The organism is Paracoccus sp. S3-43, from assembly GCF_029027965.1.
Lineage (GTDB): Bacteria > Pseudomonadota > Alphaproteobacteria > Rhodobacterales > Rhodobacteraceae > Paracoccus.
In genome coordinates this window covers 2,707,121-2,733,321 of the sequence record NZ_CP119082.1, presented here as the reverse complement: position 1 = coordinate 2,733,321, position 26,201 = coordinate 2,707,121, and the positions used below count along the sequence as shown (strand labels likewise).

The following is a 26,201-nucleotide window of genomic DNA, read 5'->3' as shown; positions in this document are numbered from 1 at the left end:
GTTCCCCTCCTTTCGCTGTTGGCCAGTCTGACACAGGGGGCGCGGCCTTGCACCCCGCCGCGTGATCGCTAACCTGCGCGCGAACGGACGAAAGGAACCACCATGAAGCGCGTCACCCTGGGCGGCAGCGATGTCGAGGTCAGCGAAATCTGCCTTGGCACCATGACCTTCGGCAACCAGACGGCCGAGGCCGACGGCCACGCCCAGATCGACCGCGCGCTCGATGCGGGGATCACCTTCCTCGACACGGCCGAGATGTATCCCGTGAACCCGGTCCGGCGCGAGACCATCGGGTTGACCGAAACCATCGTCGGCACCTGGATCGCCCGCAGCGGCAACCGCGACCGCGTGGAACTCGCCACCAAGATCACCGGACCCAGCCAGATGGTCCGCGAGGGCGCGCCCTTCGATGGCGCCATCGTCGCCGCGGCCATCGACGCCTCGCTGGAACGGCTGCAAACGGACCGCATCGACCTCTATCAACTGCACTGGCCGGTGCGCGGCAGCTATGCCTTCCGGCAGAACTGGACTTACGACCCCGCGAAGCAGTCGAAGCAGCGGAACCTGGACCACATGGCCGATGTGCTGGGCGCGCTGTCGGCCGCGCAAAAGGCGGGCAAGATCCGCGCCGTGGGTCTGTCGAACGAATCCGCCTGGGGCCTGACCCGCTGGTGCGACACGGCCGACCGCCTGGGCGCCCCGCGCATGGTCTCGATCCAGAACGAATATTCACTGCTCTACCGCCTTCACGACACCGACCTGGCCGAGGTCGCGGTGAACGAGGATGTGACGCTGCTGGCCTATTCCCCGCTGGCCGCCGGGCTGCTGTCGGGCAAGTATTCCGGCGGCGCGATGCCCGAAGACAGCCGCGCGGCGGTGGACAGGGCCAGCGGCGGTCCGGGCAACCTGGGCGGGCGCAAGACCCCGCAGGGGGTGGAAGCGACCGAAGCCTATCACGCGCTGGCCGCCGACCATGGCTGGGATCCGATCCACATGGCGATCGCCTGGCAGGCGACCCGGCCCTTCAAGGTGGTGCCGATCATCGGCGCCACGCGCATCGACCAGCTGGACCGCCTGCTGGCGGGCCTGGGCAAGGCGGTGCCCGACGATCTGCGCAAGGCCATCGACCGGCTGCACAAGCAATATCCGCTGCCCTATTGATGAACGCCGCGTCCTGCTTATCTATTTGATCCGAAAGCACGGAAACGAGGACAGGTCATGGCGGGCGATCCTTATGCAGCCTTGGGACTGAAGAAATCGGCCAGCGACGCCGACATCAAGAAGGCCTATCGCAAGATCGCCAAGGCGGATCATCCCGACCTGAACCCCGATCCGGCGGCCATGGCGCGCTTCAAGGCGGCCTCGGCCGCCTATGACCTGCTGAAGGATCCCGAACAGCGCCGCCGCTTCGACGCGGGCGAGATCGACGACCAAGGCCAGGAACGCCCGCAGCGCCGCGCCTGGCGCGACCATGCCGAGGCTGCGGGCAACCCCTATGCCCGCAGCTACGGCTTTGACAGCGATCCCGACCTGTCCGGCGTGTTCTCGGATCTGTTCGGGCGGCGCGGCGGCTTTCAGCGCGGCCAAGACTATGACGATCCGCGCGATTTCCATGTGCGCGGGCAGGATTACCGCTTTTCGCTCCAGGTCGATTTTCTGACCGCCGCGCGGGGCGGCAAGACCCGCATCACCCTGCCCGAGGGCGGCGATCTGGAGGTCACCATCCCCAAGGGCGTCCGCGACGGCCAGACCATCCGGCTGAAGGGCAAGGGCGGCAAGGGCCTGGGCCAGGGCGGCGCGGGCGATGCCTATCTGACGATCAGCGTCGCCCCCCATCCCGATTTCCGACGCGAGGGCGACGACATCCTGCTGACCCTGCCGATCAGCCTGCCCGAGGCCGTGCTGGGCGGCAAGGTCGCCGCCCCCACCATCGACGGGCCGGTGAACCTGACCATCCCCAAGGGGGCGACCACGGGCCAGAAGCTGCGTCTGCGCGGCCGGGGCATCAACGGCGGCGACCAGCATGTGGACCTGAAGATCGTGATGCCGCCCAAGGTGGACGACGACCTGGCCCGGTTCTTCGAGCAGTGGCGCAAGGATCACCCCTATGATCCGCGCGCCGGGATGAAAGCGGAGGGTTGAGCGATGGCCCATCACTATTCCGAAGCCGAGGTCGTGGCGATCCTGGACGGCCTGGACCCCGACCGCCTGCGGTCCTTCGTGTCGGCCCATGTGGTGACGCCCGTCGTCACCCCTCAGGGCGACGCCTATACCGAAACCGATCTGGCGCGGCTGCAACTGCTGTGCGACCTGTCGGATTTCTACGACCTGCCCTCGGATTCGCTGGGCATGGTGATGTCGCTGATCGACCAGTTGAACACCGCGCGCGGCGACATGCGCGCGCTGATCCAGGCGGTCGCGACCGAACCCGACGAGGTGCGCGGCCGGATCCAGAAATCGGTGCGGCGGCTGCGGATCGTGAGGGTGGAGAGGGGATAGGCGGCTGCCCGCCCCGCGCGACAGCACCGCTTTCCGCATTTCCTTTCCGACCGCGACGCCGCCTCATCCAAACGGCGCCCGCTTTCAACGCCTTGGGTAAACTGCCCCACTGACTTGCAGATTGTGAACTGCCCCGCGCCGCGCTAAGCGGGGTCCATGTCCCGCTTCGTCCCCCACATCGCCGCGACGCTGGCGCTGGGCCTGCCGCTGATCGGCAGCCATCTGGCGCGCATGGGCATCCATGTCAGCGACACGGTGATGCTGGGCTGGTATGGGGTCGAGGCACTGGCGGCCCTCGTCATCGCGACCTCGATGATCCAGATCCTGTATTTCCTGGGCATGGGATACGGCACCGGCGTGATGGGCCTGATCGCCACCGCCGTCGCCCGAGGCGACGAAACGGACGTGCGCCGCGCCGCCCGCATGGCGTTGTGGCTGTCGGCGATCCATTCGATCCTGTGCCTGCCGCTGTTCTGGTTTTCCGGCCCGATCCTGTTGGCGCTGGGCCAGACCCCGGCCGTGGCCGCGCTGGCCCAGGATTTCCTGCACATCGCCGGCTGGGGCCTGCTGCCGATGCTGTGCGCGCTGGCGCTGAATTCCTATCTGGCGGCGCTGGAGCGGGCGCAGGTGGTGATGTGGGTGACGCTGGCAGGGCTGCCGGTGAACATCGCGCTGATCTGGTTGCTGACCTTTGGCAACATGGGATTTCCCGAACTGGGGGTGCGCGGCGCCGCCATTTCCAGCGTGATCGTCCAGACCGCGCAGCTTGCGATTCTGGCGCTTTATGCCCATTGGCTGCCCGCCACGCGCAAGTATCATCTGTTTCAGCGGTTCTGGAAACCCGACTGGGCCGCCCTGCGCCAGGTGTTCCGCCTGGGCTGGCCCATCGGCCTGACCCTGGTGGCCGAGGGCGGGCTGTTCGTCGGATCGAACATCATGATGGGCTGGATCGGCACGCAGGAACTGGCCGCGCATGGAATCGCGCTGCAAATCACCTCGATCACCTTCATGGTGCATCTGGGCCTGTCGAACGCCGCCACGGTCCGGGTGGGCCAGGCCAAGGGGCGCGGCGACGCCGCCTGGATGCGCGACGCGGCGATCACGGTGATCGGCATGTCTCTGGCCTTCGCGGCCCTGGCCATCGCCGTCTACCTGCTGGCGGGCGAGGGGCTGGTGCGCCTGTATCTGGATCCCGCCGATCCGCGCGGGCCCGCCATCGTGGCGCTTGGCGCGGGGCTGCTGGTCTATGCCGCGCTGTTCCAGCTGACCGACGCCTTCCAGGTGATTGCCCTGGGCTTCCTGCGCGGCGTCCATGACACCCGCGTGCCGATGTGGATCGCCGGGTTCAGCTATTGGGTGGTGGGCATGCCGGTGGCCTGGGGGCTGGCCTTCCCGCTGGGTTTCGGGCCCGCCGGTCTGTGGCTGGGCCTTTGCGTCGGGCTGACAGTGGCGGCGGTGCTGCTGATGGCGCGGTTCTGGCGCGGCCATGCGCGGGGGGTCTGGACCCGTCCGGCCGCGGCGGTCTAACGTGGCGCCGACCGGCAAAGGAGGCCAATATGCGACCCGTCTTCGTTCAGTTCCGCTGCGAGCCTGGCAAGACCTACCAGGTCGCCGAGGCCATCTATGACCGTGAAGTCGTCAGCGAGCTTTACTCGACCTCGGGCGATTACGACCTGATCGCCAAGGTCTATATCCCCGAGGACGAGGATGTCGGCCGCTTCCTGTCGGAAAAGCTGTTCGACATTCCCCATATCAGCCGCACGCTGACCACCATGACCTTCCGCGCCTTCTGATGGTCCGCCTTGCCCCGATCCCGGCGGGCCTGCCCGCGACCGTGCCTTTCGTCGGACCCGAGACGCTGGAGCGCCAGTCGGGCCGCCCCTTCGCCGCCCGCCTTGGCGCCAATGAAAACGGCTTCGGTCCCAGCCCGCGCGCGGTGGCCGCGATGCGGGCGGCGGTGGCCGAGGTCTGGAAATACGCCGATCCGACCAGCCATGACCTGACGGCGGCGCTGGCGGCCCATCACGGCGTCCAGCCGGGCAACATCATGGTGGGCGAGGGCATCGACGGGCTGCTGGGTCTGCTGGTGCGCCTGACCGTCGCGCCCGGCGATGGGGTGGTGACCTCGGACGGCGCCTATCCGACGTTCAACTTCCACGTCGCGGGCTTCGGCGGGGTGCTGGACAAGGTGCCCTATCGCGACGATGCCGAGGATCCGCAGGCTCTGGCCGACCGCGCCCGCCGGACCGGGGCGCGGCTGGTCTATCTGGCCAATCCCGACAACCCGATGGGAAGCTGGCAGGACGGCGCGGCGATTGCCGCGATGCTGGACAGCCTGCCGCCCGACACGCTGCTGGTCCTGGACGAGGCCTATGCCGAATTCGCCCCCGCAGGCGCGATCCCGGCCATCGCCGCCGACGATCCGCGCGTGATTCGGATGCGCACCTTTTCCAAGGCCCATGGCATGGCGGGCGCCCGGGTGGGCTATGCCATCGGCCATCCCGACCTGATCGCCGCCTTCGACCGGGTGCGCAACCATTTCGGCATGAACCGGATCAGCCAGATCGGCGCGCTGGCCGCCTTGCAGGACCAGGACTGGCTGGCCCAGGTGGTCGCGCAGGTCGCCGCCGCCCGCGACCGCATCGCCGCGATCGGCGCCCGGCACCAGCTGACCGCGCTGCCCTCGGCCACCAATTTCGTGGCGCTCGACACCCATCGCGACGGCGCCTTCGCCCGCCGCCTGGTCGAGTCCCTGGCCGGGCAGGGCGTGTTCGTCCGAATGCCCGGCGTTGCCCCCCTGAACCGCTGCATCCGCATCAGCTGCGGCCCCGACGCAGAGCTCGACATCCTGGAACAGGCGCTGCCGCGCGCCCTCGCCGCGCTCTAGGCTTCTTCTTCACCCAAATATCCCCGCCGGAGGCACCTGCGATCCCCGCAAGCGCCCCCGGCAGCCGTTTACAGCGCCGCCAACTGCGCCAAAGCCGCGCGCAGCCGGGCGATATCGTCATCCAGCGCGGCCAGCTTCTCGCGGGTTTCCTCGATCACCTCGGCTTCGGCGTTTTCCACGAACTTCGGGTTCTTCAGCCGCTTGCGCAGCCCGTCCGCGTCCTTTTCGGACTTCGCCACCGCCTTCTGCAACCGCGCCGTTTCCGCGCCCGCGTCGATCACATCGCCAATGGGCAGCGCGAAGCTCGCCCCCTGCGCCGCGACGGCGATCATGCCCTTGCCCGCCGCGCCGTCCACCGGCGCATTGACCCGCGCCAGCCGCTCGATCAAGGGCGCATTGGCGGCCAGAGCCGCGCGGGCGGCCGCATCGGCTTCGGTCACGATCAGGTCCAGCTTCGCCCCCGCCGGGACGCCCATCTGGGCGCGGGCGGACCGCACCGCCTCGATCAGGGCGATCACCCAGTTCATCTGCCGGTCCGCATCAGTGTCGATCAGTTCGGCGCCATAGACCGGCCAGTCGCCATGGACCAGCATCTTCGGACGGTCGCCGGTCAGCGACCACAGTTCCTCGGTCACGAAGGGCATGATCGGGTGCAGCAGCAGATAGCACTGGTCCAGAACCCAGCCCATCGTGGCGCGGGTCTCGCTCGCATGGTCGCCGTCGAACAGAGGCTTGGCGAGTTCCACATACCAGTCGCAGACCTTGCCCCAGACAAAGGCATAGAGCCCGTTCGCCGCGTCGTTGAAGCGATAGCCGGCCAGGGCCTCGTCGGTGGCCAGCCGGATCCGCGCGACCTCGCCGATGATCCAGCGGTTCACGGTATGGGTCGGCTGCGGCAGCGCCCCGCCGCCGCGAACGCCGTTCATTTCCGCGAACCGCGTGGCGTTCCAGATCTTGGTGACGAAGTTGCGCGCCCCCTCGACATGCTTCGGCCCCAGCTTCGGGTCGCGGCCCATGGCGGCCATGCCGGTCAGGGTCATGCGCAGCGCGTCGGCGCCGAAATCGTCGATCAGGGTCAGCGGGTCGATGACGTTGCCCTTCGACTTCGACATCTTCGCGCCCTTTTCGTCGCGCACGAGGCCGTGGACATAGACGGTGCGGAAGGGCACGTCGCCCGCGACCTCAAGCTGCATCATCATCATCCGGGCGACCCAGAAGAAGATGATGTCGAAGCCCGTGACCAGCACGTCGGTCGGGAAATACTTGCGCAGTTCGGGCGTGTCCTCGGGCCAGCCCAGCGTGCCCAGCGGCCAGAGCCCCGAGGAGAACCAGGTGTCCAGCACGTCGGGATCGCGCCAGACCGGATAGACCAGCCGGGTCGGATCCTGCGAGACGTTGTAGTCCGCCAGGCCCTGGGCAAAGGCGTCGATGGCGGCGTCGCGGCCGGCGACCTCGACGATGCGGGCGATTTCCAGCGGCTGGGGCAGCCCGGCGATGGCATCGCGGAAGCGGACGGCCACCTTGTCGAAATCGGGGGCGGCCTGGTGGATCTCGCCGCGATGGACCAGGCCCTCCTCCAGCAGCGCGAAGATCTCCACATCGTCCAGCGCGCCGTCATGGTCGTCATCGACCCGGCCTTCGAGCGACAGGTCCAGACCATACCAGACCGGGATCTGGTGCCCCCACCACAGCTGGCGGCTGATCGTCCACGGCTCGATATTTTCCAGCCAGTTGAAATAGACTTTCCTGTGCTGTTCCGGCAGGATTTCCGTCCGCCCGTCGCGCACGGCCTCCAGCGCGGGGCCGACGATCCGCGCGGTGTCCACGAACCACTGATCGGTCAGCATCGGCTCGATCACCACGCCGGAACGGTCGCCGAAGGGCTGCATGATCGGCTTCGATTCCACCAGCGGGCGGCGTTCCAGATGCTCGGCCCCGGTTTCGGCGTCGATCTCCTTGTGCAGGTATGTGACGGCCAGCCCTTCGGCGTTGATCTGCGCGATCACGGCGCGGCGCGCGTCCAGGCGGTCCAGCCCGCGCAGATCCTCGGGGACCAGGTTCACGTCGGACACATCGCCCACATTCTGGCCCCGCGCCGCGCGGGTGGCGATGGCGGCGCTGTCGGCATGGGACAGCCCGTCGGCGCGCATCGCCCCCTTGCTGTCCATCAGCGCATAGAGCGGGATGTCGTTGCGCATCGCCACGCCATAGTCGTTGAAGTCATGCGCGCCGGTGATCTTGACCGCGCCCGATCCGAAATCGGGGTCCGGATAGTCGTCGGTGATGATCGGGATCAGGCGGCGGTGTTCCTTGGGGCCGACCGGGATCTCGCACAGCTTGCCGACGATGGGCGCATAGCGCGGATCGTCCGGGTGGACCGCCACCGCGCCGTCGCCCAGCATGGTTTCGGGGCGGGTGGTGGCGATGCTGATATAGTCGCGGGTCTCGCGCAGCGTCACATTGCCGTCTTCGTCGCGTTCCACATATTCATAGGTCTCGCGTTCGCCAGTTTCAGGATTGGCCGCCAGCGGGTATTTGAAATGCCACATATGGCCGGGAACCTCGCGGTTCTCGACCTCCAGGTCGCTGATCGCGGTTTCGAAATGCGGATCCCAGTTCACCAGCCGCTTGCCGCGATAGATGATGCCCTTGTCGTAGAGATCGACGAAAACCCGGATCACCGCATCGTGGAAATTCCCGCCTTCGCCCGCAGGGGCGCCGGGCGCGCCGGACATGGTGAAGGCGTTGCGCGACCAGTCGCAAGAGGCGCCCAGCCGTTTCAGCTGGTTGATGATCGTGTCGCCGGATTCCTGCTTCCAGGCCCAGATCTTCTCGACAAAGGCCGCGCGTCCGATGTCGCGGCGGCCCGGTTCCTGGCGCTCGGCCATGCGGCGTTCGACGACCATCTGGGTGGCGATGCCCGCATGGTCCTGGCCGGGCTGCCACAGCGTGTCGAAGCCGCGCATCCGGTGCCAGCGGATCAGGATGTCTTGCAGCGTGTTGTTGAAGGCGTGGCCGATATGCAGGCTGCCGGTGACGTTCGGCGGCGGGATCATCACGGTGAAGGTTTCGCTGCGCGAGGCGTTGGCCCCCGCGGCGAAGGCGTTCTGCTGTTCCCATCGGGCGCTGATCCGCGCCTCGGCGGCCTTGGCGTCAAAGCTTTTGTCCATGCTCATGTCGGCGATCCCCTTCACTGGGGGACGGCTTAGCGAATGCGCGGGCAAAGGCCAAGACGGTCAGCGAAACCGGGCGGGGATCCGATCCGGAAAGGGGAAGAACCGCAGCCAGGGCTTCGCCTCGTCCAGCACCCGCGCGACCGAGGGGCGGGCCAGCAGCCGTTCGAAATAGGCCGACAGGTTCGGATGGGCGTCGAAGGGATGCAGGAAACCCGCATAGAACAGCGCCGGGACCGCCGCGCAATCGGCCATGCCGAAATCCCCCGCGATCCAGTCGCGCCCGGCAAGCTGGCGGTCGGCCGCCGCATAGGCGCGGTCCAGCTGGCTGCGCGCGAAGGGGGCGACCACATCCACCGCGCCCTCGGCCATGAACAGCCGGGCATCGACCATCGGCTGCGCGGCGTTCATCACATGGATGTCGAAGAAACGGTCCCATTGCCGGGCGGGCAGGGCGGCGTCGGGATCGCGCGGCAGCAGCGGCACGGGGCCGGGATGGTGGCGGTCCAGCCATTCGATGATGATCGAGGTCTCGGCCAGCGTCACCCCCGCCGCCTCGTCGCGCAGCGCGGGCATCTTGCCCATCGGTGTCAACCGGGCCATCAGGCGCCGGTCCTCCTCGGCCGACAGGTCGATGTGGCGACAGGTGAAATCCGCGCTCAGTTCATGCAGCGCGACCAGCACCTTCTGGCAATAGCTGGACAGCGGATGGCCATAGAGGGTCAGGCTCATGACGCGGCGGTTTCGTCCGCCGCGCGCCAATGCGCCATCTGGTCGGCCAGGGCCTTGCGGAAGGCCGGGCGGGCGGTGGCGCGTTCCAGATAGGCGGCAAGCTGCGGCAGGTCGTCCAGCAGCCCGTTCTGCGCGGGGATCCGCAGCACGTCGGCCATCATGATGTCGGCCACCGTGAAGGCGTCGCCCGCGATCCAGTCGCGCCCCGCCATCGCCGCCTGCACCTGTGCCAGCCGCTGCCGGACCAGAGGCTCGCGCCGGGCCGCGCCCGCCTCGTCCTTGTCGAAGAACCGGGCGAGGATCCAGGCGATGCAATGAATCTCGACGCTGTTCAGGGCGGCGATCAGCCATTGCTGGACCTGCGGGCGCTGCGCCATTGGCATCAGCGCGGTGCCCTCGGCCAGGTGCAGCAGGATCGCGCCGGACTCGAACAGGGTCAGGTCGCCGTCGCGGATGAAGGGCACCTGATGAAACGGCTGGCAGGCCAGATGCGCGGCGGTGCGGTCCTTCATCGGCACGGTTTCGACCGTGTAGGGCCGCCCGAGTTCCTCCATCAGCCAGCGGACGCGCAGGTCGCGCACGAAGCCGCGCGGAAAGTCGGGCACCCAGTCATAGGTGGTCAGGACCAGGGTCATGCCGCCGTCTCCAGCGGGCCGACCACGGCGAACCACGCCCCCTGCGGATCGGTGGCGATGGCGATATGGGCGCCGCCCGGAACCTCTTGCGGGCCATGCTGAAGCGTGCCGCCAGCCTCGCGGATGCGTGCGATAGCCGGGTTGACGCCGTTCACGCCGAAATAGGCCAGCCAGCAGGGCTGCGGCGCGTTGCCCAGGCCCATCATGCCGCCGATCTCGGCACCGTCATGGCGGAACAGCTGATAGGTGCCCATCTCGCCCATATCCATCGCCTCGCCCTTGGACCAGCCGAACAGGCCGGCATAAAAGGCAAAGCCCGCCGCCGGGTCGCTGGACATCAGTTCCGTCCAGTTGCCATGCCCGGCCTTCTGCTGATCGAAGGCCCCGCCGCCCGAGCCGTCCGCCATCGGCAGCGGCGCGAGGATCCCGAAGGGCGCGCCCTGCGGGTCGGCGGCAACGGCAAAGCGGCCGGTGCCGGGAATGTCGGCGGGTTCCTTCCAGATCCGCCCGCCCGCGGCGGCAATCGCCGCCGCCGCGCGGTCGGCATCGTCCACGCCGAAATAGATCGTCCAGTTCGGCGGCATTTCCGCCATGCCGTCGGAGATCTCCATAAGCCCCGCCACCATGTCGCCATCGGACGAGGCGAGGTGATAGGTGAACCCCTCCATCCCCGCATCAGCGATCCGCCAGCCCAGCAGGCGGGCATAGAAATCGCCCGCCGCCGCCAGTTGCCCCTGGGTCGTCGCAAGCTCGAACCAGACGGGAAGCCCGTGAACCTTGGCCATCGGCGCCCCCTTACGCGGTCTTGCTGTCGAAGACGGGCGTGAAGCCGCCCCAGAACATCCGCATCCCGTCGAAGGGCATCTCGGGCATGTCCTGGCCGTCCATATCGGCCTCCATCTTCTTGCCCGCCGCGTCGCAGGTGGCGCGGTCGGGCCATTCGATCCAGGAAAACAGCGGCACCTCGCCCTCTTGGGCGTCGGTGGCGCGATAGAAATCGGTCAGCTTGCCATGGGGCACATCCTCGCCCCAGCATTCGACCTGATAGTTGGCGCCATAATCCCGGAACATCTCGGTCGCGCTTTTCGCCATGTCGATATAGGCCTGCTTCTTGTCTTCCGGCGCGGCCAGCACGAAGCCCTGGACATAGCTGCCGGGGCGGCTCTCGCCCTCCTCGACGATGGGGGTGAAGCCGCCCCAGAACATGCGCGCGCCGTCGAAGGGCATTTCCGGCATCTCGGGCAGATCCGTGTCGCTCTGCATCCCCGCCCAGGCCGCGTCGGCGGTCGCCCGGTCGGGCCATTCGACCCAGGAAAACAGCGGCACCTCGTCCTCCTTGGCCAGGGTGGCGCGATAGAAATCGGTCTGCTTGCCGGGCTTCACGTCCTCGGCCAGGCATTCGACCATCCGCAGCGCGCCGCGCTTCTGGAACCAGGGCCAGCCTGCCTTGGCATGGGCGATGAAGGCGTCCCTGTTCGCACGCGGCACGGCGGCCACGAAACCGGAAATATAGGTCATCTGATGTCTCCCTTGGGGTCAGGCTCCGAGTCGCAGCGTGGCAGTTGCAGTATCAAAAAGCAACTGCTAGTATCAAGAAATGACCAATGCCGGCGAAACCACGCGCATCCGCTATGACGAGGGCTGCCTTGCCGCCCATGCCCTGAACGTGTTCGGCGACCGCTGGGCGCTGCTGATCGCGCGGGAACTGATGCTGGCGCCCAAGCGGTTCCAGATGATCCGCCAGGGCCTGCCGGGGATCACCGCGACGGTGCTGACGCAGCGGCTGGGGCAACTGGCGCAATCGGGGGTGCTGACCCATGACGCGGCCCTGGGGCTTTACGCGCTGACCGACAGCGGGCGGGCGCTGCTGCCGGTCTTGCAGGCGATGTGCCGCTGGGGGGCGGTCCATCCCGGCCACGATCCGCGCCGCTTCATCAGCCCCACGGCGCTGATGATTTCCATGACCGCGATGATCGGCGAGGCGCGGGGCCATGTCGCCACCGCCGCCTTCCGCACCGCGCGCGAAGGCTTCGTGCAGCGCCTGACCGGCGACGGCGTGCTGCGGCCCCAGGCCGTCGCCGATCCGCAGGGCGATTTCACGCTGGAGGGCGACGGCAACAGCCTGGCGCGGGCGGTCTATGGCCCCCTGCCGCTGGCCGATCTGGCCGCCGAAGGGGTGATCGGCCTGGCGGGCGACGCGCGGGCGGCGCAGGACTTCGTGGACCTGTTCCGGCTGCGCTAGCCGGCCCTGATCACACAGCGCGATCCAGCTTGGTCGTCAGGTGGATCAGGCTTTCATGCGACCGGATGCCGTCGATGGCGCCGATGCGGTCCAGGGCCTCGTCCAGTTCCGCCGTCGATGCGCTGACGATCTGGACCAGAAGGTCGATCCGGCCGCTGGTGGTGTGGATACGCTCGACCTGGGACATCGCCTTCAGCCGCGACAGGATGGCGGGCTGGCTGCGCGGCTCGATCGCCAGCAGGACGGTGGCGCGGATCCGTCCCAGCCTGGCGGCCTCGCCCAGGCGCAGGGTGTATCCGGCGATGGCGCCCGACGTTTCCAGCCGTTCAAGCCGGGCTTGCAGCGTCGACCGCGCCACCTTCAGCCGCCGCGCCAGGACCGCGATGGATGTGCGCGCGTCCTGCGACAGCAGCGCCACGATGTTGCGATCCAGATCGTCCAATCGGCGACACCCCCGCTGTTTCGTCAAAATGACATGATGTTCGGCATAATAGCGCGCAAGGGGTGCGAATCTACCCTTTTCATCGGTGAAATTGAAACCCAAAAGCGCCATTCTGGGTTGAGGGGCTTCGATCTGGCGATGCCCGCCCGCATCCAAAGCGCGAAAGGATCCCACCCCATGGGGACACAGAAGACCGTCTGGGACAATCCCGCCGAGATCGTCCGCCATCTTCAGCCCGACCATCCGGTGATGGCCTTTGCGCCCACCGTGTTGCAGGACCGGGCGCGGCAGTTTCTGGACGGCTTTCCGGGCCTTGTCACCTATGCCGTGAAGTCGAACCCCGACGAGGCGGTGATCCAGAACCTCGTCACCGCCGGGATCCAGGGTTTCGACGTGGCATCCCCATTCGAGATCGACCTGATCGGCCGCCTCGCGCCGCGCGCCGCGCGCCATTACCACAACCCCGTCCGCTCGCGCCGAGAGATCGCGCATGGCGTCCGCGAAGGCATCCTCGCCTGGTCGGTCGACAGCCGCAGCGAGTTGGAGAAGCTGTTCGAACAGCTGCCCGTTTCGGTGGACGGGCAGGGGGTCGAGATCTCGCCCCGCTTCAAGCTGCCGGTCCTGGGCGCGGCCTATGACTTCGGCTCGAAATTCGGCGCCACGCCGGATCTGGCGGCGGATCTGCTGCGGCGGGTGGCGGAACGGGGCTATGTCGCCTCGCTGACCTTCCATCCCGGCACGCAATGCACCGACCCGATCGCCTGGGAAAGCTATATCCGCGTGGCCAGGGAAATCTGCGACATCGCGGGCGTCCGGGCGCGGCGGCTGAACGTGGGCGGCGGCTTCCCCTCGCACCGCGTGGTGGGGGTCGAACCGGACCTGCAATCCATCTTCGCGGAGATTGCCGATACGGTCACGGAATGCTTCGGCGACGACGCGCCCGCACTGGTCTGCGAACCCGGCCGGGGCCTTTGCGCCGACGCCTATGCGCTGATCACCCGCGTCAAGGGCGTGCGCGACGGCACCGACCTGTTCCTGAACGATGGCGTCTATGGCGGCCTGGCGGAACTGCCGATCATCGGCAATATCGACCGGATCGAGGTGCTGACGCCGCAGGGCAAGCCCCGCACGGGCGACCGCAACGGCCGCGTGATCTTCGGCCCGACCTGCGATTCGGTCGACCGCCTGCCGGGGGAACTGGCCCTGCCCGACGACATCGCCGAGGATGATTACGTCATCTTCCACGGCGCGGGCGCCTATTCGGTCGTGACCAACACCCGCTTCAACGGCTTCGGCGCCATGACCCGCGCCACGGTGATGGGCTTCGAATAGCCCGGCGGCACCGATGCGCCGCCGAGTGTGGCGTTTCAACGGCGGCGGCGCGCCAGGACCAGACCGGCGAGGCCCGAGACCAGCAGCAGACCGGCCGCCGGAACCGGGATCGGGGCGGGCGCCGGAATGTCCAGGTCGACCCAGACCGGGCGGTGGTCCGAAGTCGGGAACGGATATTCTCCGGTCAGGACCGACAGCGGATCGTCGCCGGCCGGCCAGAAGACGCCCGAACCCGTGACGGTCAGTCCCCGCGACGGCAGCACGTAATCGGCCCGCAGGTTGCCGGGGGCGGTGTCGGCGAAATCGGCCGTATCCTCGGCCGGATCGCCGGTATGGCTGTCGTTCGCCCCGCCCTGCGCCGCCGCCGCCTCGCCGCCCTTGCTGCGCGGCGTGAAGGTCGCGTTGACACGCTCATGCTCCAGCAGTTGAAGGATCGCGTTCCGGAAGGAATCGCCGTCATGCGGGTCGGCGTTCTGGTCGCCCATGATCACGAACTGCGCATCCTCGGCCAGGCCGCCGGTCACGCCCTTGTCGTCATAGATATACTCCGCGCCCGAGATATAGTCGGCCCAGAACCGGATCTCGTCGGCATTGCGGCGGCCGTTGCGATCCTCGGGGCCGTCGAAGGTGGGCGGGGTGGGGTGGCTGGCCAGCAGATGCACGACCTGATCGCCGATGCGGATCGGGATGTCCCAGTGGCTTTTCGACGACAGCCGCAGCGTTTCCAGCGATTCCGACGGGTAATAGCTGCTGCCGTCGTCCTTCGTGGGCAGGTTCGCGTCCGGCATGTCGGTCCAGCGGAAGGTCTGGAAGGTGCGCACCTGGTCGGTCAGGATCTCGTGGCGGGAATAGACGGTCATGCCATACTGGCCCTCGAACAGGCCGAAGCCATGGGCGTCGTTGCCGGTGATGCCGCCGTCGCCGTCCATGTCGAAGCCGGTCTGCAACCCGGTATTGGACGGCGCGATGAAGCTGTAGCCATAGTCGACGCCGGTCGCGGTGCCCTGGCCCGACACGTTCTGCGGCTTGGCCAGATAATTGTCGGCGAACAGCCTGTCATTGCCGGGGGCATAGTCGAACTCGTTGATCAGCAGCACGTCCGCGCCCAGGTGCTGAATGACCTCGGCCACGGCGCTGGCCTGCTGGCTGGCGCCGCTTTCCAGATCGGCCTTCAGCGCCCCGTCGGTGTCGCGGTTCAGCGAGGCGTTGTAGGTCGCGAAGCGGACGGTGTCGGCCGCCGCGCCGCTTGCGGCCAGAACGCCGGCGGCCAAGACCGGCGCATACATGGAAAATCGCATCGGTTTCTCCTGATGACGGGTAAGGGGATCATCAGGTTAACGCCTGCGTGCGACGCTGCGGTGTCGCCCCGGTCAGGCGACGGCCTCCAGCCCCGATACGGGGCGGATGCCAAGCGCCGAACAGACCGCCAGCGTCAGGTCGGGCCGGTTCAGCGTATAGAAATGCAGCCGGTCCACGCCACCCGCCAGTAGGGCGCGGCACAGATCCACGCAGACCCGTTCCGACAGCGCGCGTTCCGCCGCCGGGCCTTCGGCCGCGGCCTGGGAAAACGCCTGCTCGGCCCAGCCCGGCACGCTGGTCCCGCAGGTCGCGGCGAACCGCCTGGCCCCGGCCCAGCCCTGGATCGGCAGGATGCCGGGGATGATCGGCGCGTCGATCCCCAGGGCCGCGCATTTGTCGCGGAACCGGAAGAAGGTCTCGGCATCGAAGAAGAACTGCGTGATCGCGCTGGTCGCGCCCGCGTCGATCTTGCGCTTCAGCCAGGCCACGTCGGCATCCGTGCCGCTGCTGTCGGGATGCGGCTCGGGATAGGCGCCGACGCGAATCGTCATGTCGCCCCGCGCGGCGATCGCCTCGATCAGTTCGACCGTGTCGGCGAAGCCCTCGGGATGCGGGGTGAAGCGGTCCTCGCCCTGCGGCGCATCGCCGCGCAGGGCCACGATTTCCCGGATCCCGGCATCGGCATAGGCTTGCACGATCTCCATCGTCTCGGCCCGCGTGGCTTCCACGCAGGTCAGGTGGGCGGCGACGGGGATGGCGTAATGGCGGTGGAGGGTCGTCACCGCCTCATGCGTCAGCTTGCGGGTGGTGCCGCCCGCGCCATAGGTGACGGACACGAAATCAGGCGCCAGCGGCGCCAGGGCCCGCGCGGTTTCCCACAGCCGGAAGGACGCGTCCAGCGTCTTCGGCGGAAAGAACTCGAAACTGATCTGCGGGCGGGACATGGCGATTCCTTTGGCTTTGGGTGCTTGTGCCATGCGTCGCCTCGTGAGACAAATTCATAATCCTCAAGATCAACATGAGCCTGCCTCACCATGCATCTGGAACTGCGCCATCTGCGCACCGTCCGCGCCATCCACGAACAGGGCGGCCTTGCCCGCGCGGCCGAGGTGCTGAACATTACCCAGTCGGCCCTGTCGCACCAGGTCAAGGCGCTGGAGGAACAGGCCGGGGTCGATCTGTTCGTGCGCCGCGCCAAGCCGATGCGCCTGTCGCCCGCCGGAATGCGCCTGCTGCGGCTGGCCGAGCAGGTGCTGCCGCTGGTCGCCGCCACCGAGGCCGAGTTCAAGGGGGTCGAGGCGGGCCGCATCGGGCGGCTGCACATCGCCATGGAATGCCATGCCTGTTTCGACTGGCTGCTGCCGGTGCTGGACATCTTCCGCCGCGCTTGGCCCGAGGTGGATCTGGACATCCGCCAGCGTCTGGCCTTCGGCGCGCTGCCCGCGCTGGCCCGGCAAGAGGTCGATCTGGTGATCTCCTCGGATCCCGAGGAGATGGCGGGCATCGTCTTCCAGCCGCTGTTCGATTACTCGCCCACGCTGGTGGTGCCCGCCGATCATCCGCTGGTGGCCAAGGGCTATGCCGACCCGCCCGATCTGGCGGGGGAAACGCTGATCACCTATCCGATGGACCGGGCGCGTCTGGACGTGTTCAGCCAGTTCCTGACGCCCGCCGGGGTCGAGCCCGCGCAGCAGCGGACGGTGGAACTGACCGCGGTATCGCTGATGCTGGTGGCATCGGGGCGGGGGGTGGCGGTGATGCCCGACTGGGTGCTGCGCCGCGAATCCGCGAATGCGGAGATCGCCATGCTGCCCCTGACGCGCGGCGGTCTCATCCGGCGGCTGTATGCGGCGGTCCGGGCCGAGGATCTGGGACAGCCCTACATGGCGCATGTCCTGCGCCTGTCGCGGACGGAACCGCTGCGGATGCTGCGCGGGGCGGTGGCGTAAGCGCCGCCAGCCGCGCCGCCGCCACCGGACGGGCATCGAACCGGCGCGGGGCGCATGCCGGGCAACGGGATTGGCTACGACAATCTGTATCTGTTCACCCGCTATGACATCACCGACATCTACAACGCCGACAGCAGCACCGGCATCATCAGCAACTTCAACTTCGGCGGTGCGCGGGTCGAACTGCCCAGCGGGCAGGGGCTGAACCTGTTCCCGCTGTGGACGAGCTATACCGATCCCTGGATTGGCTACATGATCAACGACAACGCCAATGACATCGCCAAGGGGCTGGAGCCGCGCCACAGCGTCGAAGCGGTCGAAAGCGCCGATCGCGTGCAGGTCGCGCAAAACCGCGAGATCATTCGCCAGATCGAGGCGCTGGTCGGCGAGACCGATGAGGCGATCCTGGCCGGCGGCGACCTGAACACCGTGTCCGCCTCGGACTGGTCGGTCGAAAATGCCGATATCCCCAGCCATCATGGCCAGTCCTTTGATTTCGAGGCAACCGATCTGTGGGAACGCGCCGGCTACAGGGATGTCTATCGCACCGCCAATCCCGATGTCGCCGCCGCAGCGGGTTCGACCTGGAGCCCGCACGAACCCCAGAACCTGGTGCCGCAGCGCATCGACTTCACCTTCGCGCGGGGCGAGGGCATCGATGTGCTGTCGGCCTGGAACGTCGACACCCGCCTGCCCCAGCATGGCGACGGCCTGTTCTATTCCGACCATGCCGCCGTCGTGGCGGATCTGCGTATCGGCAGCCAGCCGGCGCCGGTTCCGCTGCCGGCCGGCGGGCTGCTGCTGGCCAGCGCGCTGGCGATGGGCCTCGCAACGCGGCGCCTCGGCGCGCGTCGCGCCTGAGCTTGTCGCGCCCAAGACAGGGCGGTGGAGGGGGCTTCCCTTCCTCCGACGACAGGGGCCGTCGCTCCGCGAGGTCCGAAGGGCGATGCCGCGGACCGCATGTCGCCGCCGGTGGCGGGCCAGGCGAGGCACGCGCCTGCGACGGCCCATCCGCCATGGCCCCTCTTCGCGCGCTTCACATTCCCGCCGCGTGCCCCTATGACGCCCCCGACCCCCATTCCCGGAGCATCCCATGGCAAGCGCCAATCTGAACGTCATGATCAAGGCCGCCCGCAAGGCGGGGCGCAGCCTCGTCAAGGATTTCCGCGAGGTCGAGAACCTTCAGGTCAGCGTCAAGGGCGCGGGCGATTTCGTCAGCAAGGCCGACCACGAGGCCGAGCGGATCATCAAGGAAGAACTGCGCGGCGCGCGCCCCAACTATGGCTGGCTGGGCGAGGAAACCGGCGAGGAGGCGGGCGAGGATCCGACCCGCCGCTGGATCGTCGATCCCCTGGACGGGACCACCAACTTCCTGCACGGGCTGCCGCATTGGGCGGTCAGCATCGCGCTGGAACACAAGGGTGACATCGTCGCGGCGGTGATCTTCGACGCCGCCAAGGACGAGCTGTTCGTGGCCGAGAAGGGCGGCGGGGCCTTCATGAACGACCAGCGGATGCGGGTCTCGGGCCGCCGACGGCTGGACGAATCGCTGTTCGCGACGGGCATTCCCTTCGCCGGGCGCGGCCCGCTGCCCGCCGCGTTGCAGGATCTGGCGCGGCTGATGCCGCTGACGGCGGGGGTGCGGCGGCTTGGCGCGGCGGCGCTTGATCTCGCCTATGTGGCGGCGGGGCGGTATGACGGATACTGGGAACGCGGCAACAAGCCCTGGGACGTGGCGGCGGGCATCCTGCTGGTGCGCGAGGCCGGCGGCTTTGTCGAAGGCATCCGCGAGGGCGACGACCCGCTGGAATCGGGCCGCCTGATCGCCGCCAACACCCAGGTGTTCGAACCCCTGGCCAGGATCATCCGCAGCCGCGACTGATTTGCGCCCGGCGGGGCGGGGCCGCCTTGACCTTGGGGCGGAAACAGGCGCATGGCGGTTCCATCCGGGGGACGCGCCATGCCAGACGATCGGGATCCATTGCCTTACGCCGCCTCGGCGGCCGCTGCCGCCGCGCCGCCGCCGATTCCGCCGGTGACGCGGGGCGCCAGGGATCGGACGGGCCTGGGCATCCTGCTGATGTGCGCGACCAGCCTGATCTTTGCCGTCCAGGATGGGTTCTCACGGGTGCTGGGGTCGGACTATCCGCCGGTCCTGATCGTCATGCTGCGATACTGGGTGTTCGCGCTGTTCGTGATCGCCCTGGTTTCGCGCCAGCCGGGCGGGCTGCGCCGCGCCATCCGCACCAAGCGGCCCAAGACCCAGATCCTGCGCGGCGCGATCCTGGTGATCGAGACCACCGTCATGATCGAGGCCTTCGTCCGCCTGGGCCTGGTCGGCACGCATGCGATCTTCACCGCCTATCCGCTGCTGGTCGCGGCGCTGTCCGGGCCGATCCTGGGCGAAAAGGTCGGCTGGCGCCGCTGGACCGCGATCGGGGTGGGCTTCGTCGGCATCCTGATCATCCTGCGGCCCGGCAGCACCGCGCTGAACCTGGGGGCGGGCATGGCATTCGCCTGCGCGCTGCTGTTCGCGGTCTATGGGCTGCTGACGCGGCATGTGTCGCGCGACGATCCGGCCCAGGTCAGCTTTTTCTGGACGGGCATCGCCGGGGCGGTCACGGTGACGGTGCTGGGCATCCGGCACTGGGAATGGCTGGCCCCCGCCGACTGGATCTGGATGGCGCTGCTCTGCGCCTGCGGGATCGCGTCGCATTGGCTGCTGATCCGCGCCTATGAACTGGCCGAGGCGTCCGCCCTGCAACCCTTCGCCTATACCCAACTGGTCTGGGTCAGCGTCATCGGCGTCGCGGTCTTCGGCGAGGTGCTGCATCTGAACGTGGCGATCGGGGCTGCCATCGTGGTCGCGGCGGGGCTGTTCACGTTGTGGCGGGCAAGGGTGAAATCCCGTTGACAGGGGCCGATCCGATGCTGCTAGAAGATGGCGTCTTTTCAGGGGTGCGGCATGTGGCGCGGAACAAGACGGCTGTGTCTGGCGCTGGCCGTCCTGCTGGTGGCGACCGTGGCCTGGCTGGGTTTTCTGCAGCTCAGCGGCAATTTCCACGAAGTCAGCCAGGGTCAGGTTTATCGCGCCGCCCAGATGGATGGCCAGGCCCTGGCGCGGTGGAAACGCGAATACGGGATCGCAAGCGTCCTGAACCTGCGCGGTGAAAACGCGGGCACCGACTGGTATGAAACCGAACTGGCCCTGACCCGACACCTGGGGATCCAGCATATCGACTTTCGTATGTCGGCCAGCAAGGAACTGGACCAGGCCCAGGTGATGGCGCTGATCGATGTGATGAAGGCCGCGCCCAAGCCGCTGCTGATCCACTGCATGGGGGGCGCCGATCGCACCGGGCTGGCCTCGGCGCTGTATGTCGCGGGGGTCGAGAAACGGGGCGAGGAGGCGGCGGAATGGCAGTTGTCGCTGGCCTTCGGGCATGTGGGCATTCCCTGGATCAGCCGGGCCTGGGCAATGGACACCACCTGGGAGGACATGGAAGCCTGGCTGGGCTTTCCCGACAGCTGACGACCGAAATCCCTTACCGCACCGCCGACGCCTCGATTGCCACCGGCTCCCACCCCTCGGGAAGCCTCGGCCCGATGAAGGGCTTTGCCGCCGGCCGCGCCGACAGGGCCAGCGTCAGCCGCGCCACGGGGGGCGGCATCAGCCCGCCGCCGGTCAGATCCCAGGTCGGCAGGATGGGCGCGGGTTCGCCGTGGATGCGGGCGCGATAGACGGGCATCGCCTCGGTCACGCGCATCACATAGTTGCGGGTCTCGTCAAAGGGGATCAGCTCGACCCAGTCCACCGGGTCCATGTCGCGGCGCAGGTCGCCGAAATCGCGCAGCCAGCGCGCCGGGCGCCTCGGCCCGGCATTGTATCCCGAGGCCGTCAGCGCCGTCGACGCCCCGAAGCGGTCGCGCAGCCCCGCCAGATAGGCCGCGCCCAGCCGGGCGTTATAGCCGCCATCCGCCGTCAGTCGCGCCAGGTCGAAGGGTTCGCGGATCTGCCGGGCCATCTGCCGGGCGGTGTCGGGCATCACCTGCATCAGGCCGCGCGCGCCGACCGGGCTGCGGGCGGCGGGGTTGAACTCGGATTCCTGCCGGGCGATGGACAGCACCAGTTCCGGGGGCACCTGGTGGTCGCCGTCCTGCAAGCCGGTCATCGGGAAATGCGCGGCCGGGTGGATCACGCCCTTGTCGGCGGCGCGCTTGGACAGGCGCAGACCGTGCCAGGGCATGTCCGCCTCGAACATCAGGCGGGCCATGCGCAGCGTGTCCTGCGGATCGGCGGTTTCCGACAGGTGCAGGAAGAAGCGCTGCGCCTGATCCGCGCGGCCCGTCGCCAGAAGCCAAAGACCCGCGCGAAAAACGCTGCTGCGGCCCAGCGACGACCCGCGCCAGTCGGGCAGGGGGCCGGGGGTGGCGTAATCGGCGGGCATCGGCGCGCCGACCTGCTCGGCGGCAAGTTGGCCGTAATAGGTGCCGGGCATCGCCGCCGCCTGCGCGAAGGCGGCCTTTGCCGCCGTGATGTCGCCAAGCGCCTGATGCGCGCGGGCCTGCCAGTAGAAGGCGCGGGATTTGCCGATCTGGCTGCCGACGACCGTTTCCAGATGCCGGAAATGCGCCAGCGCCCGGTCCCCCGCCCCCTGCTTCAGCGCGGCGAAGCCCGCCAGCCATTCGAGATCGGCGTAGTGGCGATTCTCGGGCGGCAGGAAATGCGGCCGGGCCAGGGCCTCGGCCCGCGCCCAATTGCCGCCGCGCATCGCCATGCGCGCGTAATCCACCCGCATCGGCGCCCAGGCGTCCGGGACGCGCAGCGCCGCCGCATCGGTCGAGGCCTCCAGCATCAGCGCCTGCGCGCCGTCATGCTGCTTGGCGCGGACCCGCCACAGGAAACGGTCCAGCGTCAGGCCGGGATCGGTGCGGGCGGCGGGGGGCAGGGCCAGGATCAGGTCGTCCACGCCCGCCCGCCCGGCTTGCAGGGCGATGCGCGCGGCCAGCAGCGGGCGGTCGGGTTCCGGCAGTTTCGGCAGCAGGCGTTCGGCCTGCGCCCAGTCCTGCCGGTCCAGCATCGCCACGGCCCGCGCGGTCAGCAGCGGCGTCAGTTCGGGCCCATGCGCGGCCAGCAGGGCGGCTTCCTCGGGCGCGGTCAGGGGCACCGTGGTCCAGAAGCGGACGCGTTCGGCGCGGGCGGCGGCCGGGTCCAGCACCGCCAGATAGGCGTTCTCGGCCGCCAGCGTGGCGGGCAGGCGGTCGCCGAACCAGTCGCGGATGTCCTGCGCGGGCAGATCGGGGCGCAGTTTCGCGTCGCCCCGTTCCCGCAGCAGCGCCAGTCCCGGCCAGTCGCCATAGGCGCGCACGAAGTCGATATAATCCGCCGCCGCGCCATGCCCGCCGCGGAGGGCCTGCCAGCCGATCAGGGCCTCGGCCATCGGGCCGGACCGGCGGGCGGCGTCCCGCGCCGTCACCCAGTCCTTCGCCTCGGCCGCCGACAGGGCAAGCGCCATCGCGCCCGCATCCTCGGCCCGGACGGGGGCAAGGGGGGCCAGCATCAGCAGCCCGGCGGCCAGCATGTCGCGCAGCAGTCGCATCACCATCCTGTGTCGCCGCCGGGCGTCCGCGACGCAATTCACAACCTTGGCAAGTTCCGCTTGCCCCGTTAATCAGGCCCGCGATCAACCATTCTCAAGGAAGCGTGTCATGTTCAAGGGATCCCTGCCCGCACTGGTCACGCCGTTCACCCCGGACGGCGAGCTGGATCTGGACACGCTGAAGAAGCTGGTCGACTGGCATGTCGATCAGGGCAGCCACGGCCTTGTCCCGGTCGGCACCACCGGCGAAAGCCCGACGCTGACCCATGACGAACACCGCCTGGTGATCGAGGAGGTGGTGCGCGCCGCCGACGGCCGCATCCCGGTCATCGCCGGCGCCGGGTCGAACAGCACCCGCGAGGGGATCGGCCTGATCCGCCACGCGGCCGAGGTCGGCGCGGATGCCGCCCTGGTCGTGACGCCCTATTACAACAAGCCCACCCAGGCCGGGCTGATCGCCCATTACACCGCCCTGGCCGAAGCGTCGGACCTGCCGATCATCATCTACAACATCCCCGGCCGGTCGGTCGTGGACATGACGCCGGAAACCATGGGCGAACTGGCCAGGCTGCCCTCGATCATCGGCGTCAAGGACGCCACCGGCAGGCTTGAACGCGTCAGCCAGCAGCGCATCACCTGCGGCGCCGATTTCGTGCAGCTTTCGGGCGAGGACGCGACCGCCCTTGGCTTCAACGCCCATGGCGGGGTGGGCTGCATCAGCGTCACCGCGAATGTCGCGCCGAAGCTGTGCGCCGAATTCCAGAACGCGACGCTGGCGGGCGATTACGCCAAGGCGCTGGAATACCAGGACCGGCTGATGCCGCTGCATATCGCGATCTTCGTGGAACCGGGCCTGGTCGGGGCGAAATACGCCATGTCGCGGCTGGGCCTGTGCGACGAACGGGTGCGCCTGCCGCTGGTGGCGCTGACCGATCCGACCCGCCACCTGATCGACGCGGCGCTGGCCCATGCGGGCCTGATCTGACGGCGACGGCGCGCGACATTTTCGCGCGCATTTTCCGCATCGTCTTTTCAAAGCGGAATCCCGGCCCCATATTGGGGGAGAGGAGACGACCGTCATGCCCCTTCCGCATTTCCTGATCCTGATCGCCGCAGTCATCCTTATTGCTGCCCTGACGCTGTGGGCCTCTTTCGCGGCGGGCGTGCCGGCGGTGGCCTTGGCGCTGATCGCCCTGTCGGGCGCTGCGGTGCTGCATCTGGCGCAGGGCGACCGGCACGATCACGACGCATAGGGCGCGCCGCCTGACCCGTCAGCTTTCCAGTTCGGCGTCCCAATACAGGAAATCCATCCAGCTCTCGTGCAGGTGATTCGGCGGAAAGCGCCGGCCTGCCGCGTGCATCTCCTCGGGTGTGGGCTGGCGCGGCTTGCGGCGCAGGGTCATCCCCGAATGGCGCAGGCTGCGATTGGCCTTGCGCAGGTTGCAGGGCGAACAGGCGGCGACGACGTTTTCCCAGCTGGTGACGCCGCCGCGCGACCGGGGCACCACATGGTCGAAGGTCAGATCGCCCTTGGCCCCGCAATACTGGCAGCTGAATTCGTCGCGCAGAAAAAGATTGAAGCGCGTGAATGCCACGCGCTTCTGGGGTTTGACGTAATCTTTCAGAACGACGACCGAGGGCAGGCGGAACGCTTGGCGCTGACTTCGCACCACCTCGTCATATTCGGCGATGATGTCCACGCGGTCCAGGAAGGCGGCCTTGATCGCCTCCTGCCAGGGCCACAGCGACAGGGGATAATAGGATAAGGGCCGGTAATCCGCGTTCAGCACCAGGGCGGGATAATGGCGCAGGCCCGCAGGCTCGCGCACGAACTGGGTTCGAAAATCCGTCTGCTGTCTCTGATCCAGCATGTTGCCTTCCCGCCTGCCCCCCTTTGTGGCCGGGGGCGCCCCGTCAGAACCGTGGCTTCGACTATATATCGCGTCCGGCATCTGACAAGCCCCCGGATCTATCCGGTCTGCGGATCGAATAATCCGGGATGGTGACAAGGCGATGACAGTTGCCGTCCGCACGCGCCGCTGGCAGTCTGCGGATCATGACTGACCGGACGCCCCCCGTGCTCGGCACGCTGGAAACCGCGCTTTACGCCGAGGATCTGGACGCCGCGACCGCCTTCTGGCGCGACGTGATGGGGCTGGCGCCGTTCCAGACCGTGCCGGGGCGGCATGTGTTTTTCCGCGTCGCCCCGTCGCAGGTGCTGCTGGTCTTCAACCCCGCCGCCACCGAACAGCCGCCGAAACCGGACGCGCGCCTGCCGGTGCCGCCGCATGGCGCGCGGGGACCGGGCCATGTCTGCCTGGCCGTGGCCCCCGACCACCTGGACGCCTGGCGCCGCCACCTGACCGCCCAGGGCATCGCCATAGAGGCCGATTTCCACTGGCCGAACGGCGCGCGGTCGATCTATGTCCGCGATCCGGCGGGCAATTCCATCGAACTCGCCGACCCCGCGATCTGGGGCTGAAATCTTCTGTGCGAAAATATCCTCGGGGGCTTCGAAGCGCCCGGAAAAAGGTCTCCCGGGGCTGCTGAAAAAGCCATGGATCGCTGATTCGATCGGTCGACGGGTTTCGGAGGGATGCGCATGCTGGGTCGGAAGGAGCGGGATCAACTTGAGCTGTTCGTTGTGGGTCGCTCCGCGCTCTTCTGCCCGAAGATCATGTTCTCGTCCGGATCGCTCCGGTTCTCGACCTTGGGTGGCTGTGCGCCGAGGTGGCCGAACTGTATTGCCCTGACAATGGCCGCCTTGGGATCGATCCGGACGTGGCCGTCCGGCTGATGCTTGCGGGTTTCCTGCACGGCATCGTGCATGACCGGCGGCTGATGCGAGAGGCGCAGGTCAATCTCGCGATTCGCGGGTTTGTCGGATACGGGCTTCACGAGGCGCTGCCGGACCATTCCTCCTTGACGCGCATCCGGCAGCGTTGGGGCGAGGCGGTGTTCCGCACCGTCTTCACCCGCGTCATGCAGCAGTGTCAGGCGACTGGACTGGTGACGGCCGAGACGGTGCATGTCGACGCCAGCCTGATCCGGGCCGATGCCAGCATGGATGCGCCGGTCGCGCGCCGTCTCGATGCGCTCGAGGATACCAACGACGCCGAGCGAGAGGCGCGCGCAAGCGGCAAGTTCAAGAAGCTCTGCCCAGCTCGGCAATGGCTGACCTTGCGGGCGTCATGGTCGATGTCGAGATCGTCACCGGCGAGGAGCACGACACGGGCCGGTTCGAGGAGCGCTTGAACGCCATCGAAAATGTCCTCGGTGGTTTCCCCGGGCCGGATCACGGCGGACAGGATCCCTGGCGTGGGCCGGGTTTACGCCGCCCTTGAAGACCGCCAGATCGACGCCGTCATCCCGCCTCTTCGTGCCCCCGCCGCAAGGGGGCGCAGGGCTTTC

Annotated in this window: 27 protein-coding genes and 1 pseudogene; 18 read left to right on the top strand and 10 right to left on the bottom strand. The window is 68.2% G+C overall.

What is annotated here, in order from left to right:
* Nucleotides 1–102: 102 nt before the first annotated feature.
* From PXD02_RS14130 to PXD02_RS14105, 6 genes are all read left to right on the top strand, one after another.
* Nucleotides 103–1,161 carry an aldo/keto reductase gene (locus PXD02_RS14130; protein ID WP_275104472.1) on the top strand — a complete coding sequence of 353 codons (1,059 nt, stop codon included), beginning with the start codon at nt 103–105 and terminating at the stop codon, nt 1,159–1,161.
* A gap of 57 nt (nt 1,162–1,218) precedes the next feature.
* A complete protein-coding gene (locus tag PXD02_RS14125; protein ID WP_275104471.1) occupies nt 1,219–2,142 on the top strand; it encodes a DnaJ C-terminal domain-containing protein in 924 nt (307 codons plus the stop codon).
* Nucleotides 2,143–2,145: 3 nt separating this feature from the next.
* A complete protein-coding gene (locus tag PXD02_RS14120; protein ID WP_275104470.1) occupies nt 2,146–2,499 on the top strand; it encodes a hypothetical protein in 354 nt (117 codons plus the stop codon).
* A gap of 156 nt (nt 2,500–2,655) precedes the next feature.
* Complete coding sequence (locus PXD02_RS14115) at nt 2,656–4,026, top strand: MATE family efflux transporter (protein WP_275104469.1); 1,371 nt, start codon at nt 2,656–2,658, stop codon at nt 4,024–4,026.
* 29 nt (nt 4,027–4,055) lie between these two features.
* The gene (locus PXD02_RS14110) at nt 4,056–4,292 is read left to right on the top strand and encodes an Lrp/AsnC ligand binding domain-containing protein (RefSeq protein WP_126154199.1); all 237 of its coding nucleotides are present in this window, start codon (nt 4,056–4,058) and stop codon (nt 4,290–4,292) included.
* Entirely contained in the window at nt 4,292–5,386 is a 1,095-nt protein-coding gene (locus PXD02_RS14105) for a pyridoxal phosphate-dependent aminotransferase (RefSeq protein ID WP_275104468.1), read from the top strand. The genes PXD02_RS14110 and PXD02_RS14105 overlap by 1 nt, the downstream gene beginning before the upstream one ends.
* Before the next feature lie 68 nt (nt 5,387–5,454).
* On the opposite strand, the gene PXD02_RS14100 is transcribed toward PXD02_RS14105, so the two are convergent.
* The 5 genes from PXD02_RS14100 to PXD02_RS14080 are packed head-to-tail and all read right to left on the bottom strand — an operon-like array spanning nt 5,455 to nt 11,444.
* Entirely contained in the window at nt 5,455–8,562 is a 3,108-nt protein-coding gene (locus PXD02_RS14100) for a valine--tRNA ligase (RefSeq protein WP_275104467.1), read from the bottom strand.
* 60 nt (nt 8,563–8,622) lie between these two features.
* Nucleotides 8,623–9,291, bottom strand: a complete 669-nt coding sequence (locus PXD02_RS14095) for a glutathione S-transferase family protein (protein ID WP_275104466.1) — start codon at nt 9,289–9,291, stop codon at nt 8,623–8,625.
* On the bottom strand, nt 9,288–9,926 hold the full coding sequence (locus PXD02_RS14090) for a glutathione S-transferase family protein (RefSeq protein ID WP_275104465.1): 639 nt from the start codon (nt 9,924–9,926) through the stop codon (nt 9,288–9,290). Before PXD02_RS14090 ends, PXD02_RS14095 begins: the two co-directional genes overlap by 4 nt.
* Entirely contained in the window at nt 9,923–10,711 is a 789-nt protein-coding gene (locus PXD02_RS14085) for a VOC family protein (protein ID WP_275104464.1), read from the bottom strand. The genes PXD02_RS14090 and PXD02_RS14085 overlap by 4 nt, the downstream gene beginning before the upstream one ends.
* A 10-nt stretch (nt 10,712–10,721) precedes the next feature.
* Nucleotides 10,722–11,444, bottom strand: coding sequence for a DUF1428 domain-containing protein (locus PXD02_RS14080; protein ID WP_275104463.1), 723 nt, complete (start codon nt 11,442–11,444; stop codon nt 10,722–10,724).
* A gap of 79 nt (nt 11,445–11,523) precedes the next feature.
* On the opposite strand from PXD02_RS14080, the gene PXD02_RS14075 reads away from it, so the two are divergent.
* The gene (locus PXD02_RS14075) at nt 11,524–12,168 is read left to right on the top strand and encodes a winged helix-turn-helix transcriptional regulator (RefSeq protein ID WP_275104462.1); all 645 of its coding nucleotides are present in this window, start codon (nt 11,524–11,526) and stop codon (nt 12,166–12,168) included.
* Between the two features lie 10 nt (nt 12,169–12,178).
* Here PXD02_RS14075 and PXD02_RS14070 read toward each other — a convergent pair whose 3' ends face one another.
* Nucleotides 12,179–12,610 carry an Lrp/AsnC family transcriptional regulator gene (locus PXD02_RS14070; protein WP_275104461.1) on the bottom strand — a complete coding sequence of 144 codons (432 nt, stop codon included), beginning with the start codon at nt 12,608–12,610 and terminating at the stop codon, nt 12,179–12,181.
* A 177-nt stretch (nt 12,611–12,787) separates the two neighbouring features.
* On the opposite strand from PXD02_RS14070, the gene PXD02_RS14065 reads away from it, so the two are divergent.
* On the top strand, nt 12,788–13,942 hold the full coding sequence (locus PXD02_RS14065; RefSeq protein ID WP_275104460.1) for a type III PLP-dependent enzyme: 1,155 nt from the start codon (nt 12,788–12,790) through the stop codon (nt 13,940–13,942).
* 35 nt (nt 13,943–13,977) lie between these two features.
* Here the strand turns inward: PXD02_RS14065 and PXD02_RS14060 are convergent, their stop codons facing one another.
* Nucleotides 13,978–15,240, bottom strand: a complete 1,263-nt coding sequence (locus PXD02_RS14060; protein ID WP_275104459.1) for an endonuclease/exonuclease/phosphatase family protein — start codon at nt 15,238–15,240, stop codon at nt 13,978–13,980.
* Between the two features lie 72 nt (nt 15,241–15,312).
* Nucleotides 15,313–16,185, bottom strand: coding sequence for a methylenetetrahydrofolate reductase [NAD(P)H] (gene metF, locus PXD02_RS14055; RefSeq protein ID WP_275104458.1), 873 nt, complete (start codon nt 16,183–16,185; stop codon nt 15,313–15,315).
* 90 nt (nt 16,186–16,275) lie between these two features.
* Here metF and PXD02_RS14050 point away from each other — a divergent pair, with 90 nt between their 5' ends.
* The 5 genes from PXD02_RS14050 (at nt 16,276) to PXD02_RS14030 (ending at nt 20,722) form a co-directional block, all read left to right on the top strand.
* Nucleotides 16,276–17,190 (top strand): LysR family transcriptional regulator, encoded by a 915-nt coding sequence (locus PXD02_RS14050; protein ID WP_275104457.1) that lies wholly within the window; start codon nt 16,276–16,278, stop codon nt 17,188–17,190.
* 54 nt (nt 17,191–17,244) lie between these two features.
* Nucleotides 17,245–18,051 (top strand): endonuclease/exonuclease/phosphatase family protein, encoded by an 807-nt coding sequence (locus PXD02_RS14045; protein WP_275104456.1) that lies wholly within the window; start codon nt 17,245–17,247, stop codon nt 18,049–18,051.
* A 232-nt stretch (nt 18,052–18,283) separates the two neighbouring features.
* Entirely contained in the window at nt 18,284–19,072 is a 789-nt protein-coding gene (locus tag PXD02_RS14040) for an inositol monophosphatase family protein (RefSeq protein ID WP_275104455.1), read from the top strand.
* Between the two features lie 78 nt (nt 19,073–19,150).
* The gene (locus tag PXD02_RS14035; RefSeq protein WP_275104454.1) at nt 19,151–20,104 is read left to right on the top strand and encodes a DMT family transporter; all 954 of its coding nucleotides are present in this window, start codon (nt 19,151–19,153) and stop codon (nt 20,102–20,104) included.
* Between the two features lie 51 nt (nt 20,105–20,155).
* The gene (locus PXD02_RS14030) at nt 20,156–20,722 is read left to right on the top strand and encodes a dual specificity protein phosphatase family protein (RefSeq protein WP_275104453.1); all 567 of its coding nucleotides are present in this window, start codon (nt 20,156–20,158) and stop codon (nt 20,720–20,722) included.
* Between the two features lie 13 nt (nt 20,723–20,735).
* Here PXD02_RS14030 and PXD02_RS14025 read toward each other — a convergent pair whose 3' ends face one another.
* Nucleotides 20,736–22,790, bottom strand: a complete 2,055-nt coding sequence (locus PXD02_RS14025; RefSeq protein WP_275104452.1) for a lytic transglycosylase domain-containing protein — start codon at nt 22,788–22,790, stop codon at nt 20,736–20,738.
* Between the two features lie 109 nt (nt 22,791–22,899).
* Between PXD02_RS14025 and dapA the strand changes: the two genes are divergently transcribed.
* Both dapA and PXD02_RS14015 read left to right on the top strand, forming a co-directional pair.
* Nucleotides 22,900–23,775, top strand: a complete 876-nt coding sequence (dapA, locus tag PXD02_RS14020; RefSeq protein ID WP_275104451.1) for a 4-hydroxy-tetrahydrodipicolinate synthase — start codon at nt 22,900–22,902, stop codon at nt 23,773–23,775.
* Nucleotides 23,776–23,869: 94 nt separating this feature from the next.
* The gene (locus PXD02_RS14015; RefSeq protein WP_275104450.1) at nt 23,870–24,043 is read left to right on the top strand and encodes a hypothetical protein; all 174 of its coding nucleotides are present in this window, start codon (nt 23,870–23,872) and stop codon (nt 24,041–24,043) included.
* A gap of 18 nt (nt 24,044–24,061) precedes the next feature.
* Here the strand turns inward: PXD02_RS14015 and PXD02_RS14010 are convergent, their stop codons facing one another.
* A complete protein-coding gene (locus PXD02_RS14010) occupies nt 24,062–24,661 on the bottom strand; it encodes an HNH endonuclease (RefSeq protein WP_275104449.1) in 600 nt (199 codons plus the stop codon).
* Between the two features lie 185 nt (nt 24,662–24,846).
* Here PXD02_RS14010 and PXD02_RS14005 point away from each other — a divergent pair, with 185 nt between their 5' ends.
* The 3 genes and pseudogenes from PXD02_RS14005 (at nt 24,847) to PXD02_RS13995 (ending at nt 26,134) form a co-directional block, all read left to right on the top strand.
* The gene (locus PXD02_RS14005) at nt 24,847–25,272 is read left to right on the top strand and encodes a VOC family protein (protein WP_275104448.1); all 426 of its coding nucleotides are present in this window, start codon (nt 24,847–24,849) and stop codon (nt 25,270–25,272) included.
* Nucleotides 25,273–25,392: 120 nt separating this feature from the next.
* Nucleotides 25,393–26,009: pseudogene (locus PXD02_RS16915) on the top strand (transposase); the annotation flags it as partial.
* Complete coding sequence (locus PXD02_RS13995; RefSeq protein ID WP_275104446.1) at nt 25,961–26,134, top strand: hypothetical protein; 174 nt, start codon at nt 25,961–25,963, stop codon at nt 26,132–26,134. The pseudogene PXD02_RS16915 and the gene PXD02_RS13995, both read left to right, overlap by 49 nt.
* Nucleotides 26,135–26,201 lie beyond the last annotated feature (67 nt).

Bases quoted from the DNA above. Each gene is read 5' to 3' on its own strand.
- dapA (WP_275104451.1), top strand. From the start codon at position 22,900: ATGTTCAAGGGATCCCTGCCCGCACTGGTCACGCCGTTCACCCCGGAC.
- PXD02_RS14090 (WP_275104465.1), bottom strand. From the start codon at position 9,926: ATGACCCTGGTCCTGACCACCTATGACTGGGTGCCCGACTTTCCGCGC.
- PXD02_RS14085 (WP_275104464.1), bottom strand. From the start codon at position 10,711: ATGGCCAAGGTTCACGGGCTTCCCGTCTGGTTCGAGCTTGCGACGACC.
- PXD02_RS14120 (WP_275104470.1), top strand. From the start codon at position 2,146: ATGGCCCATCACTATTCCGAAGCCGAGGTCGTGGCGATCCTGGACGGC.
- PXD02_RS14105 (WP_275104468.1), top strand. From the start codon at position 4,292: ATGGTCCGCCTTGCCCCGATCCCGGCGGGCCTGCCCGCGACCGTGCCT.
- PXD02_RS14045 (WP_275104456.1), top strand. From the start codon at position 17,245: ATGCCGGGCAACGGGATTGGCTACGACAATCTGTATCTGTTCACCCGC.
- PXD02_RS14025 (WP_275104452.1), bottom strand. From the start codon at position 22,790: ATGCGACTGCTGCGCGACATGCTGGCCGCCGGGCTGCTGATGCTGGCC.
- metF (WP_275104458.1), bottom strand. From the start codon at position 16,185: ATGTCCCGCCCGCAGATCAGTTTCGAGTTCTTTCCGCCGAAGACGCTG.
- PXD02_RS14110 (WP_126154199.1), top strand. From the start codon at position 4,056: ATGCGACCCGTCTTCGTTCAGTTCCGCTGCGAGCCTGGCAAGACCTAC.
- PXD02_RS14010 (WP_275104449.1), bottom strand. From the start codon at position 24,661: ATGCTGGATCAGAGACAGCAGACGGATTTTCGAACCCAGTTCGTGCGC.
- PXD02_RS14130 (WP_275104472.1), top strand. From the start codon at position 103: ATGAAGCGCGTCACCCTGGGCGGCAGCGATGTCGAGGTCAGCGAAATC.
- PXD02_RS14100 (WP_275104467.1), bottom strand. From the start codon at position 8,562: ATGAGCATGGACAAAAGCTTTGACGCCAAGGCCGCCGAGGCGCGGATC.
- PXD02_RS14015 (WP_275104450.1), top strand. From the start codon at position 23,870: ATGCCCCTTCCGCATTTCCTGATCCTGATCGCCGCAGTCATCCTTATT.
- PXD02_RS14095 (WP_275104466.1), bottom strand. From the start codon at position 9,291: ATGAGCCTGACCCTCTATGGCCATCCGCTGTCCAGCTATTGCCAGAAG.
- PXD02_RS14030 (WP_275104453.1), top strand. From the start codon at position 20,156: ATGTGGCGCGGAACAAGACGGCTGTGTCTGGCGCTGGCCGTCCTGCTG.
- PXD02_RS14005 (WP_275104448.1), top strand. From the start codon at position 24,847: ATGACTGACCGGACGCCCCCCGTGCTCGGCACGCTGGAAACCGCGCTT.
- PXD02_RS14050 (WP_275104457.1), top strand. From the start codon at position 16,276: ATGCATCTGGAACTGCGCCATCTGCGCACCGTCCGCGCCATCCACGAA.
- PXD02_RS14060 (WP_275104459.1), bottom strand. From the start codon at position 15,240: ATGCGATTTTCCATGTATGCGCCGGTCTTGGCCGCCGGCGTTCTGGCC.
- PXD02_RS14065 (WP_275104460.1), top strand. From the start codon at position 12,788: ATGGGGACACAGAAGACCGTCTGGGACAATCCCGCCGAGATCGTCCGC.
- PXD02_RS14075 (WP_275104462.1), top strand. From the start codon at position 11,524: ATGACCAATGCCGGCGAAACCACGCGCATCCGCTATGACGAGGGCTGC.
- PXD02_RS13995 (WP_275104446.1), top strand. From the start codon at position 25,961: ATGGCTGACCTTGCGGGCGTCATGGTCGATGTCGAGATCGTCACCGGC.
- PXD02_RS14125 (WP_275104471.1), top strand. From the start codon at position 1,219: ATGGCGGGCGATCCTTATGCAGCCTTGGGACTGAAGAAATCGGCCAGC.
- PXD02_RS14115 (WP_275104469.1), top strand. From the start codon at position 2,656: ATGTCCCGCTTCGTCCCCCACATCGCCGCGACGCTGGCGCTGGGCCTG.
- PXD02_RS14080 (WP_275104463.1), bottom strand. From the start codon at position 11,444: ATGACCTATATTTCCGGTTTCGTGGCCGCCGTGCCGCGTGCGAACAGG.
- PXD02_RS14040 (WP_275104455.1), top strand. From the start codon at position 18,284: ATGGCAAGCGCCAATCTGAACGTCATGATCAAGGCCGCCCGCAAGGCG.
- PXD02_RS14035 (WP_275104454.1), top strand. From the start codon at position 19,151: ATGCCAGACGATCGGGATCCATTGCCTTACGCCGCCTCGGCGGCCGCT.